Here is an 18,661-nt window from a genome sequence, read left to right on the forward strand (position 1 = left end):
CCATCGCTCTTAAAAACAGGCCTGCTGTTGTAATCAACGGTAGACCTTCCCAACTCAATAGGAACTGCGTCTATTGAGGAAGGATCTGTCATGCCCAGCCTGTTTGAGCCGATTGAACTGGGAAGCATTTACGCCAAAAATAGAATTCTTATGGCGCCCCTGACACGCGCCCGAGGCACCCGTCAGCATGTCCCCACGCCCATCATGGCCGAATATTACGCGCAGCGGGCTGACGCCGGTCTGATCATCTCCGAGGCGACCGGGATCAGTCGGGAGGGTCTTGGCTGGCCATATGCGCCGGGCCTCTGGTCTCTGGAGCAGGTGGAAGCCTGGAAGCCGATCACCGCCGCAGTCCATGCCAAGGGCGGAAAGATCGTGGCCCAGCTCTGGCACATGGGTCGTATGGTGCATTCCAGCGTGACAGGACAGCAGCCTGTCTCCTGCTCGGCGACAAAAGCGCCTGAAGCGCTCCATACCTATGACGGCAAGCAGGCTCCCGAAGTCGCCCGTCCTCTCACCAAGGAGGACATCGCCCGTATCCTGAACGACTATGAAAATGCCGCCCGCAATGCTCTTCAGGCAGGTTTTGACGGCGTGCAGATTCATGCCGCCAACGGCTATCTGATTGACGAATTCCTGCGTGACGGCACTAATCATCGCTCCGATGAATATGGCGGTTCACCGGAAAACCGCATCCGCTTCCTGCGTGAGATCACGGAGCGGGTGATCGCCACAATCGGCGCGGACAAAACGTCAGTACGGCTGTCGCCCAATGGCGATACGCAAGGCTGCATAGACAGTCATCCCGAGCAGGTTTTTGTGCCGGCGGCGAAGCTGCTGAATGACCTCGACATCGCTTTCCTTGAACTACGCGAACCGGGTCCAAACGGCACATTCGGCAAGACCGATCAGCCCAAACTGCATGGTCCGATCCGCGAAGTCTTCAGGAAGCCGCTTGTCCTGAATCAGGACTACACGCGGGATGAGGCGATCGAAACGGTCGCGACCGGTGTCGCAGACGCCATTGCGTTCGGACGACCATTCCTCGCCAATCCGGATCTGGTGCGTCGTCTGGAAGATAATCTGCCGCTAAACAAGGACGATATCCGCACATGGTACAGTCAGGGCGCGGAAGGCTATACGGATTATCCGTACGTAAAATAATCTAATTCGTCTATTGCTGGTTCTCCGCATTTTGTTGCGGAGAACCAGTCGTCCCAACCTGACTTCAGGCTCTTTTCGATTTCAACAGAGAGTCTGTGTGATGAAATTCTTCACCAGTATCTCGCATACAACACGTTCATGATCGTTAATGCATCCACAATCCAATAAGCACCAAATCCGATAATCACTATCCGATTCATGGCAGAAGATGGAGTTATCGGTGCCCATTGCTTCAATTTAGGAAACATAAGAGCAAGAAACGGAACTATAGGTAAGAAATAACGTCCCTGAACACCATCCACGAACGAAGCTCCGACTTTAGTCCAGATTACATACAGCGCCAGAAAAACGAGACATGAAGCCGCCAGAGTACAAAGAAGCGTCGCGATTGAGACAATTTTCTCCTGAGATACAACCTTCCTATTTGGGAAAGGGAAAAAGGAGATAATAAAAATGCAAAAAAACAGAAAAGAAGTTAGATAGTAATAAAAATATGGAAGAGGCACATCAAGCCAACCCAGAACTCCAATTCCCCCTTCGATATAACCAAAAAAATTCTTTTCCACTGTATGAAATATAAGAGCCGGCACAGATAGAACATGCATCATGATCCAGTGAATCTGCTCACCATCTGACACTCCCATATCAGGAAGAAACTGTATTTTAACTGGCTTTATGGCAATTCGGCTCCAGGCCATTACAGATATCAAACCAAGGATGGCAGGCAGTAGAGCCATAAGCTTGTTTTTTCTCAGCATAAACACAGCCGGAATCATCGAGCACATAAGAAGGGGCGGCTTACTAACTGAAAATATGGCGAAAAAGATGCTTAGAAAAACCCAGTTTTTCAGGCTGATCCCGGTAAAACGATCAAGACGCGTGAGAATACCCGCAACCAGAACCGCGAGCCCTATCAGGATACCATCCTGCGAACAGGAACCAGCCAAAGCTATGGTCATAGGCATGCTGGCAATGGCCGTTAGAAACAGAACGCCACGCCGCGCCAATGCAATTCCTACGGCACAAAGTAAAACTGAAATAAACCCATTCATAATTCTGACTGCATAGCTTGTCTGAATTATCGTCATATGGGTATGTCGCACTCCCCATATCGTCAACGCAGCAGGTATATAAGTGAATGGAGCATAGATAACCGTATTGGGAAATCCGACGAAACAGAGTTCCTCATTCCAGGGCCTATCGGTAAATGTATTAGGCTGTCCCGGCTCAATTCTCTTCGAAGGCGGTCTCTCGAAATCCAGATATACCAAGTTGAAATTACAGGGCAGAAGCCCCCCGCTGGCAACTGGCGAAAGCCGATGTCCTACGACACCTCCTTCTGCAAGAAATGCAGCCCGAGCAAAATGGGGCATCTCATCGACAACCTGCCCGGGAGGGGTAAGCAAGATACTTGCTGAAACCGCCACTAAAGCAAATAATATATACGCCAAAGGGAAGAAAAAACTTTTACGGACCACCACAAAACACCCACAAATCACATGACATAGTATCGAGACAAAACAGCATTACAGAGCGAAGACGTTTTCTTAGTATAGAAACCATAAAAACTCTCATATATAAAAGACAAAATAAAATTATTGATTTTATAAAAATACTTAAAAACACATAAAAATTTATTCATTCTGTATTAAAGCAACCACATGAAATGTAAGCCAGACGCTTTACTTCCAAACGACCTGCAGCCACGCTATCCAAGATCAGACCACAAACCAGTGACAGGGCGGCCAATATTTCACATCCCGTTGCGAGAACAGCAGTTGGCAACCGGGGAACAAACCCGGATCGCATGTAATCCGCCACCACTGGCACACCAAGAACGACACCCACAAATGCCAGAAACAAGGCAATAATCGTAAAGAACAATAGAGGACGCTCCTGCTTAACCAATTGAATAATCGTCGTCAGAATTCTGACACCATCACTCCAGGTATTCAATTTTGAGGTCGAACCTTCAGGACGTTCAATATACCTGGTCGGAATTTCACTGATCGGCATGCTGAGCTGAAGCGCATGCACTGTAAATTCCGTCTCAGTTTCAAAACCCGATGACGCAGCAGGAAAAGATTTCACAAACCGGCGTGAAAACACCCGATAGCCAGATAACATATCATCCGTTGCACGCCCGAAAAAATGCTGGACCAGCGACGTCAGAACCTTGTTCCCGAGAACATGTCCGGGCCGATAGGCAGCCTTCCGATCCGTCACTCTCAGCCCCGTCACCATATCGAAATGGTTGTCGATGGCTTCCTTAAGCATACGAGGTGCAGCAGCAGCCTCATATGTCGCATCACCATCCACGAGGATATAGTAATCAGCATCAATATCCGCGAACATGCGACGGATGACATTCCCCTTACCCTGCATGAACTCCTGACGGACGACAGCACTTTCAGCTCTCGCTATTTCCCGTGTTCTGTCACTGGAATTATTGTCGTAGACATACACCGTGGCGAAAGGCAGCGCGGCTCGAAAATCACGCACTACGGTTCCGATCGTAACTTCTTCATTGTAACAGGGGACCAGAACAGCAATACGCGGCGACTGTTCAGATAAAGTTTCCGCCGCTTCCTTCATTGAACAGTTTCTCGCCATTGTCCCAAAATTGACGCTGGTCCTATAGCAAAACCGTATTTGTGCAAAGTTCAGTGCACAAAGCTTTATCAGAACCGATTATTGGAGAGCCTCACTTCCAGAAGAGGACAGAGTTACGCTCCAAACCCTTCCAGTACGATCTTGCCTTTCGCCGTTCCGCTTTCCAGCAGGGCATGCGCACGTCGAAGATTGGCCGCATTGATCGGACCCGCCACGTCGCTCAGGGTCGTTTTGAGCACGCCTGCATCCACAAGGTTGGACACTTCTTCCAGAATTTCCGCCTGACGGATCATATCCGCTGTCTGGAAGGTCGAGCGGGTAAACATCAGTTCCCAATGCGCCGAAACGCTTTTGGCCTTGAAAGGCATGATATCGAGAGACGGCGGATCGTCGATGAGACCGAACCGCCCCTGAGGCGCGATCAGTTTCACGACATCAGCAAAGTGCCTGTCAGTCTGCGTGATGGAAAAGACATAGCCCGGACCACCCAGTCCCAGCGCCTCGACTTGAGGAGCAAGCGGCCTACTGTGGTCAAGCACATACTCCGCACCCAGCGCTTTTGCCCACTCCGCCGTTTCCGGACGCGAGGCCGTGCCGATCACCGTCACATTCCCCGGACGACGGGCCAACTGAACCGCCATTGATCCCACACCGCCACCTGCTCCGATAATGAGCAGAGCCTGCGATACACCGGGAATCGGGCGCGTGATATCGAGGCGGTCAAACAGCATTTCCCACGCCGTCACAGCCGTCAGAGGCATGGCTGCCGCTTCGGCCCAACTCAGGGTGCGAGGCTTCTTGCCAACAATCCGTTCATCAACGAGGTGCAGTTCGCTATTGCACCCCTGTCGTGTGACAGCTCCCGCATACCAGACTTCATCACCGGGGCGGAAACGCTTCACCTCCGGGCCAACAGCCCGAACGATACCAGCGGCATCCCACCCCAGAACTTTCCACTCTCCGGGAGCAGGCTCCGCCCGCATCCGCACTTTCGCATCGACCGGATTGACGGAAACAGCTTTCACTTCAACCAGAAGATCGTGACCCGAGGCGACAGGGTCCGGAAGCTCGATATCAACGAGCGCATTCTCGTCTGTTACCGGCAATGATTTCTGATAGCCAACGGCACGCATGGGCGGCTCCCTTTTCACCGGTCATGACCCCGGCTGATTTTCCGTCACAACAACCCAAACCCGGCATTTTCGCAAGTCCGGCTTTCTGGATCAGGCAAGACTGTCGGATTTTCCCCGCAACAGGCCGCTCGCCTGTCGTCCTGCCAGAGCCAGCGCCACGGCTTCCGCTATGCGGATGCCGTCCATCGCCGCCGACATGATGCCGCCCGCATAACCCGCGCCTTCACCGGCGGGATACAGTCCGGGTGTGTTGAGGCTTTCGCCGTCATCCTTGCGAGGGATCTGAAGAGGTGACGAGGTCCGTGTCTCCACGCCCGTCATCACCGCATCACCCAGCGCAAAACTCGACAGCTTGCGAGCAAAGACTGGCAGAGCCTCACGAATAGCGGCACAGACAAAGTCAGGAAGACAGCGATCAAGGCTCGTGGGCGTCACACCGGGACGATAGGACGGCGTGACAGTTCCCAGATGGGTGGAAGGACGCCCCGCCAGAAAATCCTCCACGCGCTGTCCCGGTGCTTTATAATCGCCGCCGCCAGCGACAAACGCCTGACTTTCCCAGTGCCGCTGGAACGCCACACCCGCCAGAGGATCATCCGGATAGTCCACGCCGGGCCGCAGTTCGACCACGATCCCCGCATTGGCGTTTCTCTCGGCGCGGGAATACTGGCTCATTCCGTTGGTGACGACACGGTCCGGCTCAGACGTCGCCGCGACGACCGTGCCGCCTGGACACATGCAGAAGGAATAGACCCCTCGCCCGTCTTCGGTGCGATGCACCAGTTTGTAGTCTGCTGCTCCCAGTATTTCCGAACCTGCCTGCGGACCGAACTGGTCGGCGTCGATCAGGGACTGGGGATGCTCGATCCGCACGCCGATGGAGAACGGCTTGGCTTCCATCGCCACACCTTCGGCATGGAGCATCTCGAACGTGTCACGCGCACTGTGTCCCACGGCCAGAATGACGTGACGGGTCAGGATTTCCTCACCGTCCGACAGACGCACGCCGCGAACCTGTCTTTTTTCGTCCAGAAGCAGCCGTTCGACCCGTGTGTAGAAGCGATAGGTCCCGCCGGCCGCCTCGATCTCCCTACGCATATGCTCGACCATCGAGACAAGTCGGAACGTGCCGATATGCGGTTTTGACAGATAGAGAATTTCTTCAGGAGCCCCGGCGCGGACGAACTCATCCAGCACCTTGCGCCCCAGATGGCGGGCGTCATTCACGCGGGTGTAAAGCTTGCCATCCGAGAAGGTGCCGGCCCCGCCTTCACCGAACTGCACGTTGCTTTCCGGCGTCAGTTCCGATTTACGCCAGAGGGCGAACGTATCGACCGTTCTCTCGCGCACAGGCTTACCCCGCTCGAGAATGATCGGTTTCAGGCCCATCTGCGCCAGAATGAGCGCGGCCATCAGCCCACAGGGACCGGCACCCACGACAACGGGACGTTGGAAATCCGGCTGGGCCACCAGAGCCGGGACATCCACATCCACCGGTTCATACTGCGTTTCAGGCGTAATCCTGATCTGCGGATCATCGTTGTGTCTGCTCAGAACTGACGCTTCATCCGGCAGAGCGCAGTCAACCGAATAGACCAGCATGATCCGTCCGCGCTTGCGGGCGTCATATCCGCGCCGGACGACAGAGAATTCAGTGATGTCCGATACGCTCACCCCCAGACGCCGGGCCAGCGCTTCCGGCAGGGCTTCCGGAGCATGTTCCAGCGGCAGACGGATCTCGCTGACTCGGATCATGGAAACAGCTCCTGTAAGGCGATAAGGGACAAGCCTGTCGCCTTAAGGATTTGTGGTCGATTTGAAAAGGGAAAGTCTTCGTTCAGGCGCGGAGAAAGCGCGTCAGAGACGTCCGACCTGCCCTCGATGACGCAGCAGATGATCCGCCAGAACACAGGCCAGCATCGCCTCGCCAACCGGAACCGCACGGATGCCGACGCAGGGGTCATGACGCCCCTTGGTGATGACATCGACATTCTCACCGGAACGATTGACCGAATGCACCGGGATCAACATGGAACTGGTCGGCTTGACGGCGAAACGTGCGACGATCGGCTGTCCCGTCGAGATGCCGCCGAGAATACCGCCCGCATGATTGCTCTGAAAGGCGACTTCTTCGCCCTGCATCCGCATGGCGTCCGCGTTCTCCGGCCCTTCGTAGGCGGCGGTTTCGAAACCGTCACCGATCTCCACGGCCTTGACGGCGTTGATGCTCATCAGGGCGGCGGCAAGATCAGCATCCAGCTTGCCGTAAAGCGGCGCGCCGAGACCAGCCGGAACACCTTCAGCGACCACCTCGACGACCGCACCGACCGACGAGCCCGCCTTGCGGATACCGCCCAGATATTCTTCCCAGACAGGAACGCTTTCCGGGTCAGGGGAAAAGAACGGATTGCGCTCGACTTCGCTCCAGTCCCAACGACTGCGGTCGATGGCATGCTTGCCGATCTGCACCAGAGCGCCACGAATACGGATATTTTCCCCGAGCACACGGCGGGCAATCGCTCCGGCTGCGACACGCATCGCCGTTTCACGGGCAGAGGAACGACCGCCGCCCCGGTAATCGCGGATACCGTATTTGGTCTGATAGGCCAGATCAGCATGACCGGGACGGAAGGTCTGGGCGATATCGCCGTAGTCCTTGGACCGCTGGTCCGTGTTTTCAATCACCAGCGAAATCGGCGTGCCGGTTGTCTTGCCCTCAAACACACCCGAACAGATTTTCACCTGATCCGGTTCGCGACGCTGCGTCGTGAAGGAAGACTGCCCCGGGCGGCGCTTGTCGAGAAACGGCTGGATGTCCTCTTCAGTCAGGCTCAGCAGCGGCGGACAGCCATCCACCACACACCCGATCGACGGCCCGTGGCTCTCGCCCCAGGTTGTGACGCGGAACATATGCCCGAACGTGTTGTAGGACATCCCAGACCGCTCCCGTTCTTACTCGCCGGCTACCGAAATATCGGGAGCCTTCGGGTTCTTCATGCCGACAATATGGTAGCCGCTATCCACATGATGCACCTCACCGGTCACACCACGGGAGAGGTCGGACAGCATGTAAAGGCCCGCACCACCAACTTCTTCCAGCGCCACGTTACGCTCAAGCGGAGCGTTATATTCATTCCACTTGAGAATATAGCGGAAATCACCGATGCCGCTGGCCGCCAGCGTCTTGATCGGACCAGCAGAAATCGCGTTCACGCGGATGCCGTCCTGCCCCAGATCAGCAGCCATGTAGCGCACGGATGCTTCGAGAGCAGCCTTGGCGACACCCATGACATTGTAATGCGGCATGACACGCTCGGCCCCGAGATAGGACAGGGTCAGCAGCGAGCCGCCATCTTTCATCAGGGCAGAGGCCCGGCGGGCGACAGCCGTGAAGGAGTAGCAGGAAATGTCCAGAGCCGTGAGAAAAGCCTCGCGGGGAGTGTCCACATAACGGCCACGCAGATACTGCTTGTCCGCCCAGCCAATGGCGTGAACGACAAAGTCCAGACCGCCCCATTCCTTTTCGAGCACGGAGAATGTCTCGTCGATCGCAGCGTCATCAGACACGTCACACGGCAGCACGAGGCTGGAGCCAATGCTGTCAGCCAGCGGACGGACGCGCTTGCCGAGCGCCTCACCCTGATAGGTGAAAGCGAGTTCGCCGCCCTGCGCCGCAACGGCTTTCGCGATGGCCCATGCGATGGAGCGATCATTCGCCACACCCATGACAAGACCCTTCTTTCCGCGCATCAGAGTGCCGGTGGCCGGCGCAAGGGTGTCCTCAGTCATACGAAAGCCTCTATTGTTACAATGATGACAATATGGCTCGGGTCGTTGCACAACACGCGTGCGGGAACAACCCCGGACAGAACAAGAATCCTTTCCACTCGTGACAGAGAAACGGAGAACGCTCATGAGTAACGCCCAGCAGGACCCAGAAAACCTGCCGTTGATCGACCTCTCGGCCGATCCGTTCGATCTCTTCGCCGCCTGGATGAAGGATGCGGAAGCGTCCGAGCCCAATGACCCGAACGCGATGACGCTCGCCACCGTCTCGCCGGAAGGACGTCCTTCCGCCCGCATCATCCTGCTCAAGGGGTTCGACCGGAAAGGCTTCTGTTTCTACACCAATCTTGAAAGCCGCAAGGGACGTGAACTGACCGCAACACCGGTCGCCGCCCTGCTGTTCCACTGGAAAAGCCTGCGTCGTCAGATCCGCATCGAAGGCACCGTCACCCCCGTGACGCCGGAGGAGGCCGACGCCTATTTCGCCACCCGTCGCCGCATGTCGCAGATCGGCGCCATCGCTTCCGACCAGTCCCGCCCCCTGCCCGACCGCGCCACCTTCGAGAAGCGCATCCACGATGTCGAAGAAAAGTATGCCGGTCAGAATATTCCCCGCCCCGCCAACTGGTCAGGCTTCAGACTGTTGCCAGATCGTTTCGAATTCTGGCAGGATCGTCCATACCGTCTGCATGACCGGGCCATCTGGGTCCGTCATGGCGCGGACGCATGGGACGTGACGCGCCTCTATCCATAAGGCGATTATCATTCGGAGACTGTATATGAATATCCCTCTTGTCATAAGGGACGCTCAGGCCTCCGATGAAATCGCATGGCGCCAATTATGGGCGGGCTATAACCGGTTTTACGAGGCGACCGTACCACCGGACGTGACCCGCCATACGTGGGAACGCCTGCTTGACGCAACCAATCCCCTTTTCTGCCGCGTTGCTGAAAAAGCAGGAGAAGTTATTGGCTTTACCAATAACGTTCTGCATGAAGGCACATGGGTCGCAGAACCGATCTGTTATCTGGAAGATCTGTTTGTGACGCCTGAGGCCCGTGGCGGCGGTGTGGGCCGCGCCCTGATCCGGGATCTTGTCGATCTCGGTAGGAAACAGGGCTGGTCACGGCTTTACTGGCACACAAGGGAAGACAATCCTGCCCGCAAGCTCTATGACGAGTTTGTCAAAGCGGATGATTTTGTCCGGTATCGGATGGATCTGTAGGTTTTTGGCAGTCCCATGATGGAGTGGGACTCTCATCATTGGGTGGCGAAAAGTACATCTCCGCCTCCATGGTCTTCCCACAGAACCGTCTAAATTTTTTGATAGCCCTGCCACGCCGCCACGACAGGCTTTCCTTCCTCCTGTGGGGTCAAGTGGATATACAGGCCTTCGATCTGTTCCAGCGGAACGCAATCATCAACCTCCATAAAATTATCTCTGTGACGATGAGACCGGCCGGGCAGCAAAATACTCTTGGCCTTCGCTTTTGCCTCATCGGCTGATTCAGCAACCAGAAAAGCAAATTCGTGCTCTTCCCTAAGCGCGCCTTTTTCGTAACCACCCATATTGATGAAATATAACTTTCTTCCGGATCCCGGGCGCTCTTTCTGCACTGTCACAGCAAAGCCATCCGCCCATTCCACGACCCCATAAGCATCAATGTGAAGGGAGTTACGGGTTCCGAACCACCTTTCCACCAAGGCGGGATAAGCCTCTTCCGGTTTTTCGGCCACCGCGAACTGAACGTCATGCACTTCGATATTGGCGCCCGGAGCTGCGCCACCCAGGTAGAATACAAATAATTTCATATATGTCCCTTAAAATAGATTTCTTTTTCCTTTCATCAGAATTCATACAACATAGAGAAAGAGAGAAGACAGAAAAAATATTCAGATGACGATGGGCTTTTGCAAATGAGAGGCCGTTCCAAAAACAGGAAGAAGCGAAAAATCCAAAGAACAGTGGCCTGACAAGATAGGATTTCCTCTCATTTCCCCCTTTTTCCTCCATCGCATAACACTCAGCAATGTAACTCTTGCCCGTTTCGTGCGTTTATCCTGTACAATAAGAATAACAGCCTCTATCGGCAGGAGCGCATCATGAAGCAGGTCAGCAAAATTCTTCTTCCTCTCAGCAGCGCACGCAACGCCGAAGCCGCTTTTGTCTCCGGCGCCAACTTCGCCCGCCGCTTTTCGGCTCACCTCGCCGTTCTGCATGTCCGCTCGGACGGGCGCGACATTGCGCCTCTCGCAGGCGAAGGTCTGACCGGCGGCATGGTGGAAGAACTCATCGCCTCCGCCGAAAAGGAAGGCGGCAAGCGGTCTCGTGAAGTGCAGAACGCCTTTGAGGACTTCGCCAGCCGGACACCGGACATCGAAGCCGTGCCTCCCCGCATTCCGTTTCCGCAGGGACGGCCAAGCATGAGCTTTAACGTCCTCAAAGGATCAGAAAGCGAGGTCATCCCATGGCATGCCCGGCTTTCCGATTTCACACTGGTGCCGCACCCTGACAGCGGGGACGAGGTTTCCTCTTCCGAGGCCCTTCACGCCGTGTTGTTCGACAGCGGACGTCCCGCCGTCATCGCACCCCGCGTGCCTATGCCCCACTTCGTGAAGCGCGTGTGCATCGCGTGGAATGGAACGGCAGAAGCTGCCTCAGCTCTCCGTGGGGTTCTCGCCTGGGCCAGCACGTCCGAGAGAGTGCGTGTTCTTCATTGCGAGGATTATCAGAGGCGTGGCCCGGACGCCCGGGAGGTCGTGGACTATCTTTCCATGCACGGCATCGCAGCCGACCGGCAGGAGTTTCAGGCCATTGACCGCGATATCGGAAAAGGACTGCTCGGAGCCTGTCAGGATTTCGGAGCAGACATGCTGGCGATGGGCGCCTATTCCCACTCCCGTCTGCGTCAGCTCATTCTTGGCGGCGTGACGCGTCATGTTCTGGAAAACAACACGCAGCTTGTGTTGATGAGTCGCTGATTTATCGGGGGGGGGGGTCTCCCTCGTGTCGCAAGGTGTTGTCCTGCCCGTTTCGTTCAGGGCAACATCTTTTTCAGATCTCCCATGGTGGTGTTTCTCCAAAACATTCCACCAGATAATCAATCATCACGCGGGTCTTGAGTGGTATGGTAAGGGCAGGCGCATAGACCGCCTGCAATTCTGGTCCTTCCAGAAGCGGCATGTCCAGATCGAGAATTTTCAGATCTCCACTCCGAACCGAATCAGCCACAATAAACAGAGGCTGGTAGATAACTCCCATTCCGGCCAGAGCCGCCTGCGTCAGCACATCGCCATTGTTTGCGCTCAACGGCCCGGACACCGGAACCGTCACCTCGCCATTCCTGCCGAAGCTCCAGCGCCCGACGCCAACGGCATCACTGAGCGTGTAACCAAGGCACACATGAGAGCCGAGTTCAGCCACTGTTTTCGGCTTACCATGCTGTTTGAGATAAGATGGCGCGGCACACACAACAAAACGAATGGGAGCCAGCCTGCGCGCCTTCAGGCTGCTCGCTTCCATCCGTCTGATTCTCAGAGCCAGATCCCAACCCTGCGCGATCAGATCCACCAGACCGTCATCCAGCCCAAGTTCCACGGAAACCTTGGGATATCGTCTGCTGAATTCCGGCAATACCGGTCCGAGATACCGAATGGCGAAAGACACGGGCGCGTTCAGACGCAATCTTCCCCGTGGTTCACGTCCTCCGGCGGCGACCTCATGTTCCATTTCATCGAGATCACCCAGCACCCTCCGACACCCCAAAAGATAACTCTGCCCCGCTTCCGTCAAAGACAGACGGCGCGTGCTGCGGTGAAACAGCGTCACGCCCAGCCGCTCCTCCAGCGCCACAATATGTCGCGTCACCATGGTCTGGGAGAGAGACAGGGTACGTGCGGCGGCGGCGAAACTACCCTGCGAAACCACACGCACGAAGACCTGCATGCTTGTCACCCGGTCCAGCATCTCACACTCACAGTTCCAGATATCTTGCCTGAAACAGGCATTATCACAACTCAGGTTGGATGCCATTGTTTGACGAAGGACACTACCGGAGGGCATCCCCATGACTGATACCGCCATCACCAAAGAGGAGCGTCAGCCCGTTCTGTTCCTACCACACGGCGGTGGGCCATGCTTCTTCATGGACTGGTCGGGGTGGGACAAGATGGAAGCCCATCTCCGGAGCGTTGCCGCCACGCTGCCGCGCAAACCTTCAGCCATTCTCGTGGTTTCGGGTCATTGGGAAACCCGCGTGCCGACAGTCACGACAGCAGAAAGGCATTCCCTGCTCTATGACTATTACGGATTTCCCGATCATACCTACCACCTGAAATATCCGGCCCCCGGCTCACCGGCTCTTGCCGCCCGAGTGCGGTCATTGCTCGCGCAGGCTGACATACCGAGCGCAGAAGATGACAGTCGCGGACTGGATCACGGCGTGTTCATCCCCTTCATGCTTGCCTTTCCGGAGGCCGACATTCCCATCGTGGAGCTGTCCCTGCGTGAGGACATGAATGCTGCCGAGGAAATGCGTGCTGGCCGGGCCCTCGCCCCTTTGCGGGACGAGAATATCCTGATCGTCGCGACCGGCATGAGCTATCACAATCTCCGGCAGTTCATGACGGGCGATCCCGCGACAGACGCCATCGCGCGGACATTCGACAGCTGGCTTTCCCGGACCGTGGAAGCCGCTCCCGCGGACCGGGACCAGGCGCTGATCAACTGGGAACAGGCGCCGGGCGCACGGATATGCCACCCTCGCGAAGAACATCTTCTTTCCATCATGATCGCTGCTGGCGCCGCAGGTCAGGATCGCGGCGTCCGCACATACAGCGATATCGTGATGGGAAAGGCCCTCTCGGGTTTCCGTTTCGGTTAACGACCCGTTTCAAACAAGGATAAAATCAATGAAGAAACGAACATTCCTTACGTCCTCGCTTGCCGCTCTCGGCCTGATCGCCACGCTGGGGACCGCCAGCGCCGCACCGCTTCCGACCGACGTTCCATCAGGTCAGTATGCGATCGAACCGGGACATACACAGGTCATTTTCTCCCTGCTGCATTTCGGCTTTACCAACTATAGCGGCCTCTTTTCCGATGCTTCCGGCACGCTGAAATTCAATCCCAAGCACATCGACAAGACGAAACTTGATGTCACGCTGAAAATCGACAGCGTTCAGACGACAAGCACCCGTCTCACTGATGAGCTGAAAAATTCCGACTGGTTTGATTCAGCCAGGTTCCCGACGGCAACCTTCGTTTCCAGCACAGTCACACCGACGGGTGAAGGTGAAGCCGATATCGCCGGAAACCTGACCATTCACGGCATTACCAAACCTGCTACGCTCCACGCCCGCTTTATCGGCGCAGGCGTCAACCCGATGGACAAGGCCTATACAATCGGTTTTGAAGGCACGGCCACGGTGAAGCGCAGTGAATTCGGTGTCAGCAAATATCTGCCGGTAGTGGGTGACGACGTGACCCTGACGATCGCGGGCGCATTCGAAAAGAAGTAAATTCTGATCAATTCGCCAGTAGAGAGCCGGGAGTAGATACCCGGCTTTTTCTGTATAGACACAAATCCGGCATGAAAGTTTCAGGAGGCTTTATCCCTGCTCCATAAAGGACAAAGCTCCTTTCCCCAGACTCAAGAAGAGCGATGCGCTCCCTATATTTGCAAAACAGCAAGATTATACCTCCTGCCCCTGCGGCATCTGCGCTGCAACCCTTACCCCACGTCCCCCGAGGCACCACCCGCCCAGAAGAGCGACAAAGGGCATCACAGCCAGAAATGCACTGATCCCCAGAGAAAGCCCCGTAATGGTCGTGAAGTTGTCAAGAATGATGAACAGCACGCTTACCAGAACAAATACGGACAGAACCGGACACCAGTTTGTCTGCAGGCTGCCGCCCTGCTTCACTTTATTGTTCCGAAAGAACATGACAACCGCTGCTGATGTGAGAATCATCAACAGCACGATTCCCACTGTCGAAATACCGGCCATCGAACCGAAAACCGTCACCAGAGGGTCGGCCCCGGACAGTGCAGCAACACCGACCAGCAGGACCGCTGTGATGGTCTGAACCAGAGAAGAGCTGTGCGGTGAAGAATGGCGGGAATGGGTCTGCGCCAGGAAACCGGGCAGAATACCTTCACGACCGAGAACAAGCTGATAACGGGCAATGATGTTGTGAAATGACAGCAGGCAGGCGAACAGACTGGTCAGCAGCAGCACTTCCATGACGTTGCGCATGCCTGTGCCCACATAACGGCTGGCCGTGTCCAGAACCATGTTACCGCCGTCCGCCAGATATTTCCGGGCGACGGCTGTAACGGAGTCCACGCCCCACGCTTCAATCAGACACCAGCAGGAAAAAGCGTAAAACACACCAATGATCGCCACGGCGCCATAAGTCGCACGGGGAATGGTGCGCTCAGGATCACGCGCCTCGTCACGGAAGATTGCAGTGGCCTCGAACCCCAGAAAGCCCGTGATGGCGAAAAGGAGCGCCACAGCAAATGGTCCCATCGGCTCTGCGGCGCCTGTCGTCACAGGAGGCGGAACAGGAGAAGGGTGCATTACGATTGCAGCATTCATGATGACCACGACACCAATTTCCAGAATCAGTGCGATGCCGAGAACACGTGAACTGAGTTCGATATGCCGGTAACCGAGCACACCCACCACAGCCAGCACGCCAAAGGCATAAAGCCACCAGGGGAGATGCGGACCACCCCACTCCCTGACAGCATCATCAACCGCCCAGCCGAAGAACCCGTACACGCCGACCTGAATGGCGGTATAGGTCAGCAGCGCCACAAAAGCTCCACCACAGCCGATACGTTTGCCGAGCCCTTCCCGGATATAGGAAAAAAATGCGCCAGCCTCTTTCATGAAGGGCGTCATCGCGACGAAACCGATGGAAAACAGCATCAGCACCAGCGCGGCCGCAACAAAACCGGTCCAAGCGTAAGGACCATTTCCCTGCGCAATGGCGAGAGGCACGTTTCCACTGACCACAGTCAACGGCGCAGCCGCCGCCACGACCATGAAAATGATTTCCGCCACACCCAGATTACCGGAAAGACGCCCTTGCGGCGAAGAGGTGTCCGTTTTCTTCATGCTCTTTCCTTTCGTGTGTCGGAGATCAGAGATCTGTAGGCGGATGGCCGTCTGTCCTGAAGATAGGGATTTTCGTGCTGGGCTCTGGCGACCAGACCAGGCTCCACATCGGCGATAATCAGACCGTCGCCATGCTCGATCCGCGCCAGAACAGAGGCGTCCGGGGCCACGATCTGACTGTTCCCTACATATTCGGTATTACCTTCGCGCCCATCATGGTTGATGTAGGCGAGATAGATCTGATTTTCCCATGCCCGCGCACGGATCACTTCACGGGCGATAAAGGTGAAAGGCTCCATCTGTGCTGTCGGCACGAGAAGCAATTCACATCCCGCCAGAGCCGTGACCCGCACATATTCAGGAAATTCCACGTCGTAACAGATCATTGTGGCAATCCGGATACCCATGAATGACACAACTTCAGGATTGGCATTTCCCGGCAGGAAAAAATGGCGATCAAGTTCGCCAAACAGATGCTGTTTCCGGTAACGCAGCATTTCATGCCCGTCCTGCGTCACCATGACGGCGCTGTTATAGAGGCCTTCCACAGCACTTTCCGCAAAGCCCACGAGGATGGCGAGGCCGTGTCGGCTGGCTATCTCTTTGATCGCGGGAAGCGGGTCTGTGCTGGCGAGTTCAAACAGACGTTCACCGATATCGTAACCCGTCACAAACAGTTCCGGCGTGACTAGCAGATCGGCTCCGCGAGTACGCGCCTCCCCGGCAGCCCGATCCAGTTCCCGCAGATTGGCATCCACGTCACCAGGCGTTCCTGCTGTCTGAAGTCCGGCAACCCGCATTCTTACCCGCTCTCTTTCTTGCGATGACGCAACAATCCTATACGAAAGGGAAACGGATGCGCAATGACTTCAGCGAGGGTCTTTGAATGCGCGTTCAAGCCGATTGTTCAGAAACAGTTTTTTTGCGCAACCCTGGCTCTTTTCACGCATTGATTCCCCAGATCATTCACGTTCAGGAGAATTTTTATGCCCCCGACACCTGCTGCAAAGCATTTTGAGAACAAGAAAGTCTTTGTCAGTGGAGGCAGTCAGGGCATTGGACAGGCTATTTCGCACGCATTCGCACGGGAAGGCGCTCGCGTTGCCGTCAACGGGCGTCACAAGGAAAAACTGGACGCCTTCCTCCCTTCCCTTCCCACTGTCAGTTCCGGTCCTCACCTCTCCTGTCCTGCCGATGTGGTCGATGAACAGGCTGTGATCGACGCGATTGATCAGGCTTTCCGTGAGTTTGGTGACCTTGATGTTCTCGTCTGCAACGCAGGGATTCTATCGGAATCTCCTTCCGAAGATGTGACGCATGACGACTTCATGAAAGTTATGAACGTCAATGTCACGGGCGTGATGTTCTGCGTGCGGGAAGTGCTTAAACGCTGGCTGAGCACCGGCAAGAAGGGCAGCATCATCATCAACAGTTCGGTTCACCAGATCATCCCGAAACCTGCGTTTCTAGCCTACTCCGCCAGCAAGGGCGCGGTGGGCAACATGGTCAAGACATGGGGGCTGGAATATGCAGCACGCGGTATCCGCGTAAACGGCGTTGCGCCCGGTGCGATTCTCACGCCCATGAATGATACGTGGGCCAACGATCCCGAGAAATATGAAGCCGTGTCATCACATATTCCCATGGGGCGTCCGGGAGAGCCCGACGAAATCGCTGAACCCGTTCTGTTTCTCGCTTCCGAAAAGGCGTCCTATATTACCGGCCAGACACTCTATATTGATGGCGGCCTGACGCTATATGCTGATTTTTCAAAAAACTGGAGTTCCTGAAAGACGATTCAGCACGTCTCTTTTTCAGATATGCCCAAGGTTGATCAAAAGTTGGTGAGAAGTACATTTCGACGGGATGTAAGAGACCGTGAACGTCTAACAGGTTCGAATATGATCTGCCTCCGCCGCCTATGTGGCGGAGGCAGATCATTCTGCTTACTTTTGTTTTTTTCTGTAGAACAGAAATAATTCCTCGCATCAGAAGATAAAGGTTGCTGCGATCTGAAATGCGGACGTGAAGGCAGGAGCTCAGCGATCGCATCTGATCAAAGACCGGTTACTGAAATCTAACAACTTCACCTAACTGGTAGAAAAATTATTTATCCCATAAAAGACAGCTATAGTCTTCCCATCCCTCTTACCGGAAATATTTAGAATTTAATTCTAAAATATTTCCAATTCAACAAAAACATATTTGAAAGTGGGATATAAACACCAGGAAGCTTTTTGTGAAAAAGAATAATTTGTTTTTTGTAAGTCCTGTAATGCTATTATTATATAGTTCAGCTTTTGCTCAGTCATCAGGAACAACTCCGCTGACACAGTCGGAGATAAATCAGCCCAACGGCGTCGCCGGCCTGGATGCTTCCGGTAACGTGACAGCATCAATCAAAACTCCCAGTGGCGCTGCGCTTGGCAAAACGGACAGGCTCGGAGCTTGGGCGCAGATTGCCGATGGTAGTGATAGCGGAGGTGTCGATCCGTATGCACATGGTTATGAAGCTGCATTACTTGGAGGAGTTACTCCTCTGGACGAGAGTGGAAATCAGTATACTCCTCGTTCTCTTCTGATACAGTCTGAGCCGTATGGCCCGTATTCAGCAGGCTGCGGCATCGGAGAGTCTATGGGAGGCTCTGAATATTCCCAGCAATTTCCAATATCAGAATCTAGGCGAGACGGGACGGCGAGCGCTGCCGTCGTTGATGCCAGCTCTTTCGACGCGGATTTCTCACACTTGAGGCAATTTCGGGTCATTTTGTAGAATTCAGTCATCCCACAGGAGCCCGATCTGGAATATTGACGATATTCTGCTTCTGGCGGCGGG

18 protein-coding genes are annotated in these 18,661 nt (G+C 55.2%); 8 read left to right on the forward strand and 10 right to left on the reverse strand.

Annotation, left to right across the window (positions count from 1 at the left end):
- Positions 1-90 precede the first annotated feature (90 nt).
- On the forward strand, positions 91-1,164 hold the full coding sequence (locus tag GVI59_RS04150; RefSeq protein ID WP_173573017.1) for an alkene reductase: 1,074 nt from the start codon (positions 91-93) through the stop codon (positions 1,162-1,164).
- Positions 1,165-1,274: 110 nt separating this feature from the next.
- Here GVI59_RS04150 and GVI59_RS04155 read toward each other — a convergent pair whose 3' ends face one another.
- The 6 genes from GVI59_RS04155 to fabI form a co-directional block, all read right to left on the reverse strand.
- On the reverse strand, positions 1,275-2,642 hold the full coding sequence (locus tag GVI59_RS04155; RefSeq protein WP_173573018.1) for a DUF2142 domain-containing protein: 1,368 nt from the start codon (positions 2,640-2,642) through the stop codon (positions 1,275-1,277).
- 160 nt (positions 2,643-2,802) lie between these two features.
- A complete protein-coding gene (locus GVI59_RS04160) occupies positions 2,803-3,759 on the reverse strand; it encodes a glycosyltransferase family 2 protein (RefSeq protein WP_173573019.1) in 957 nt (318 codons plus the stop codon).
- A 131-nt stretch (positions 3,760-3,890) separates the two neighbouring features.
- Positions 3,891-4,910, reverse strand: coding sequence for a zinc-binding alcohol dehydrogenase family protein (locus tag GVI59_RS04165; RefSeq protein ID WP_173573020.1), 1,020 nt, complete (start codon positions 4,908-4,910; stop codon positions 3,891-3,893).
- A 90-nt stretch (positions 4,911-5,000) separates the two neighbouring features.
- Positions 5,001-6,665: an NAD(P)/FAD-dependent oxidoreductase gene (locus tag GVI59_RS04170; protein ID WP_173573021.1), complete on the reverse strand. Its 1,665-nt coding sequence runs from the start codon at positions 6,663-6,665 to the stop codon at positions 5,001-5,003.
- 102 nt (positions 6,666-6,767) lie between these two features.
- A complete protein-coding gene (gene aroC, locus GVI59_RS04175) occupies positions 6,768-7,844 on the reverse strand; it encodes a chorismate synthase (RefSeq protein ID WP_173573022.1) in 1,077 nt (358 codons plus the stop codon).
- Positions 7,845-7,862: 18 nt separating this feature from the next.
- Positions 7,863-8,699, reverse strand: a complete 837-nt coding sequence (gene fabI, locus GVI59_RS04180; RefSeq protein WP_173573023.1) for an enoyl-ACP reductase FabI — start codon at positions 8,697-8,699, stop codon at positions 7,863-7,865.
- Positions 8,700-8,823: 124 nt separating this feature from the next.
- Between fabI and pdxH the strand changes: the two genes are divergently transcribed.
- Entirely contained in the window at positions 8,824-9,450 is a 627-nt protein-coding gene (gene pdxH / locus GVI59_RS04185; RefSeq protein WP_173573024.1) for a pyridoxamine 5'-phosphate oxidase, read from the forward strand.
- Between the two features lie 25 nt (positions 9,451-9,475).
- The gene (locus GVI59_RS04190) at positions 9,476-9,922 is read left to right on the forward strand and encodes a GNAT family N-acetyltransferase (RefSeq protein WP_173573025.1); all 447 of its coding nucleotides are present in this window, start codon (positions 9,476-9,478) and stop codon (positions 9,920-9,922) included.
- An 89-nt stretch (positions 9,923-10,011) separates the two neighbouring features.
- On the opposite strand, the gene GVI59_RS04195 is transcribed toward GVI59_RS04190, so the two are convergent.
- Complete coding sequence (locus GVI59_RS04195) at positions 10,012-10,509, reverse strand: DUF1543 domain-containing protein (RefSeq protein ID WP_173573026.1); 498 nt, start codon at positions 10,507-10,509, stop codon at positions 10,012-10,014.
- A 291-nt stretch (positions 10,510-10,800) separates the two neighbouring features.
- On the opposite strand from GVI59_RS04195, the gene GVI59_RS04200 reads away from it, so the two are divergent.
- Complete coding sequence (locus GVI59_RS04200) at positions 10,801-11,679, forward strand: universal stress protein (protein ID WP_173573027.1); 879 nt, start codon at positions 10,801-10,803, stop codon at positions 11,677-11,679.
- A gap of 73 nt (positions 11,680-11,752) precedes the next feature.
- Here GVI59_RS04200 and GVI59_RS04205 read toward each other — a convergent pair whose 3' ends face one another.
- Positions 11,753-12,664 (reverse strand): LysR family transcriptional regulator, encoded by a 912-nt coding sequence (locus tag GVI59_RS04205; RefSeq protein WP_173573028.1) that lies wholly within the window; start codon positions 12,662-12,664, stop codon positions 11,753-11,755.
- Positions 12,665-12,764: 100 nt separating this feature from the next.
- Between GVI59_RS04205 and GVI59_RS04210 the strand changes: the two genes are divergently transcribed.
- Entirely contained in the window at positions 12,765-13,580 is an 816-nt protein-coding gene (locus GVI59_RS04210; protein WP_173573029.1) for a DODA-type extradiol aromatic ring-opening family dioxygenase, read from the forward strand.
- Positions 13,581-13,608: 28 nt separating this feature from the next.
- Entirely contained in the window at positions 13,609-14,217 is a 609-nt protein-coding gene (locus tag GVI59_RS04215) for a YceI family protein (RefSeq protein WP_173573030.1), read from the forward strand.
- Positions 14,218-14,391: 174 nt separating this feature from the next.
- Here GVI59_RS04215 and GVI59_RS04220 read toward each other — a convergent pair whose 3' ends face one another.
- Together GVI59_RS04220 and GVI59_RS04225 are read right to left on the reverse strand one after the other, a co-directional pair.
- Positions 14,392-15,825 (reverse strand): APC family permease, encoded by a 1,434-nt coding sequence (locus GVI59_RS04220; protein ID WP_173573031.1) that lies wholly within the window; start codon positions 15,823-15,825, stop codon positions 14,392-14,394.
- On the reverse strand, positions 15,822-16,625 hold the full coding sequence (locus tag GVI59_RS04225; RefSeq protein WP_173573032.1) for a carbon-nitrogen hydrolase family protein: 804 nt from the start codon (positions 16,623-16,625) through the stop codon (positions 15,822-15,824). The genes GVI59_RS04220 and GVI59_RS04225 overlap by 4 nt, the downstream gene beginning before the upstream one ends.
- Before the next feature lie 186 nt (positions 16,626-16,811).
- On the opposite strand from GVI59_RS04225, the gene GVI59_RS04230 reads away from it, so the two are divergent.
- Together GVI59_RS04230 and GVI59_RS04235 are read left to right on the forward strand one after the other, a co-directional pair.
- Positions 16,812-17,615, forward strand: a complete 804-nt coding sequence (locus GVI59_RS04230) for an SDR family NAD(P)-dependent oxidoreductase (RefSeq protein WP_173573033.1) — start codon at positions 16,812-16,814, stop codon at positions 17,613-17,615.
- Between the two features lie 449 nt (positions 17,616-18,064).
- Complete coding sequence (locus GVI59_RS04235) at positions 18,065-18,598, forward strand: hypothetical protein (RefSeq protein ID WP_173573034.1); 534 nt, start codon at positions 18,065-18,067, stop codon at positions 18,596-18,598.
- The last annotated feature ends 63 nt before the right edge of the window (positions 18,599-18,661 follow it).

Source organism: Acetobacter sicerae (assembly GCF_011516765.1).
GTDB classification, from domain to species: domain Bacteria; phylum Pseudomonadota; class Alphaproteobacteria; order Acetobacterales; family Acetobacteraceae; genus Acetobacter; species Acetobacter sicerae.

Bases quoted from the DNA above. Each gene is read 5' to 3' on its own strand.
- GVI59_RS04165 (WP_173573020.1), bottom strand. From the start codon at position 4,910: ATGCGTGCCGTTGGCTATCAGAAATCATTGCCGGTAACAGACGAGAAT.
- GVI59_RS04190 (WP_173573025.1), top strand. From the start codon at position 9,476: ATGAATATCCCTCTTGTCATAAGGGACGCTCAGGCCTCCGATGAAATC.
- GVI59_RS04160 (WP_173573019.1), bottom strand. From the start codon at position 3,759: ATGAAGGAAGCGGCGGAAACTTTATCTGAACAGTCGCCGCGTATTGCT.
- GVI59_RS04220 (WP_173573031.1), bottom strand. From the start codon at position 15,825: ATGAAGAAAACGGACACCTCTTCGCCGCAAGGGCGTCTTTCCGGTAAT.
- GVI59_RS04195 (WP_173573026.1), bottom strand. From the start codon at position 10,509: ATGAAATTATTTGTATTCTACCTGGGTGGCGCAGCTCCGGGCGCCAAT.
- GVI59_RS04210 (WP_173573029.1), top strand. From the start codon at position 12,765: ATGACTGATACCGCCATCACCAAAGAGGAGCGTCAGCCCGTTCTGTTC.
- pdxH (WP_173573024.1), top strand. From the start codon at position 8,824: ATGAGTAACGCCCAGCAGGACCCAGAAAACCTGCCGTTGATCGACCTC.
- aroC (WP_173573022.1), bottom strand. From the start codon at position 7,844: ATGTCCTACAACACGTTCGGGCATATGTTCCGCGTCACAACCTGGGGC.
- GVI59_RS04170 (WP_173573021.1), bottom strand. From the start codon at position 6,665: ATGATCCGAGTCAGCGAGATCCGTCTGCCGCTGGAACATGCTCCGGAA.
- GVI59_RS04230 (WP_173573033.1), top strand. From the start codon at position 16,812: ATGCCCCCGACACCTGCTGCAAAGCATTTTGAGAACAAGAAAGTCTTT.
- fabI (WP_173573023.1), bottom strand. From the start codon at position 8,699: ATGACTGAGGACACCCTTGCGCCGGCCACCGGCACTCTGATGCGCGGA.
- GVI59_RS04215 (WP_173573030.1), top strand. From the start codon at position 13,609: ATGAAGAAACGAACATTCCTTACGTCCTCGCTTGCCGCTCTCGGCCTG.
- GVI59_RS04225 (WP_173573032.1), bottom strand. From the start codon at position 16,625: ATGCGGGTTGCCGGACTTCAGACAGCAGGAACGCCTGGTGACGTGGAT.
- GVI59_RS04205 (WP_173573028.1), bottom strand. From the start codon at position 12,664: ATGCTGGACCGGGTGACAAGCATGCAGGTCTTCGTGCGTGTGGTTTCG.
- GVI59_RS04200 (WP_173573027.1), top strand. From the start codon at position 10,801: ATGAAGCAGGTCAGCAAAATTCTTCTTCCTCTCAGCAGCGCACGCAAC.
- GVI59_RS04150 (WP_173573017.1), top strand. From the start codon at position 91: ATGCCCAGCCTGTTTGAGCCGATTGAACTGGGAAGCATTTACGCCAAA.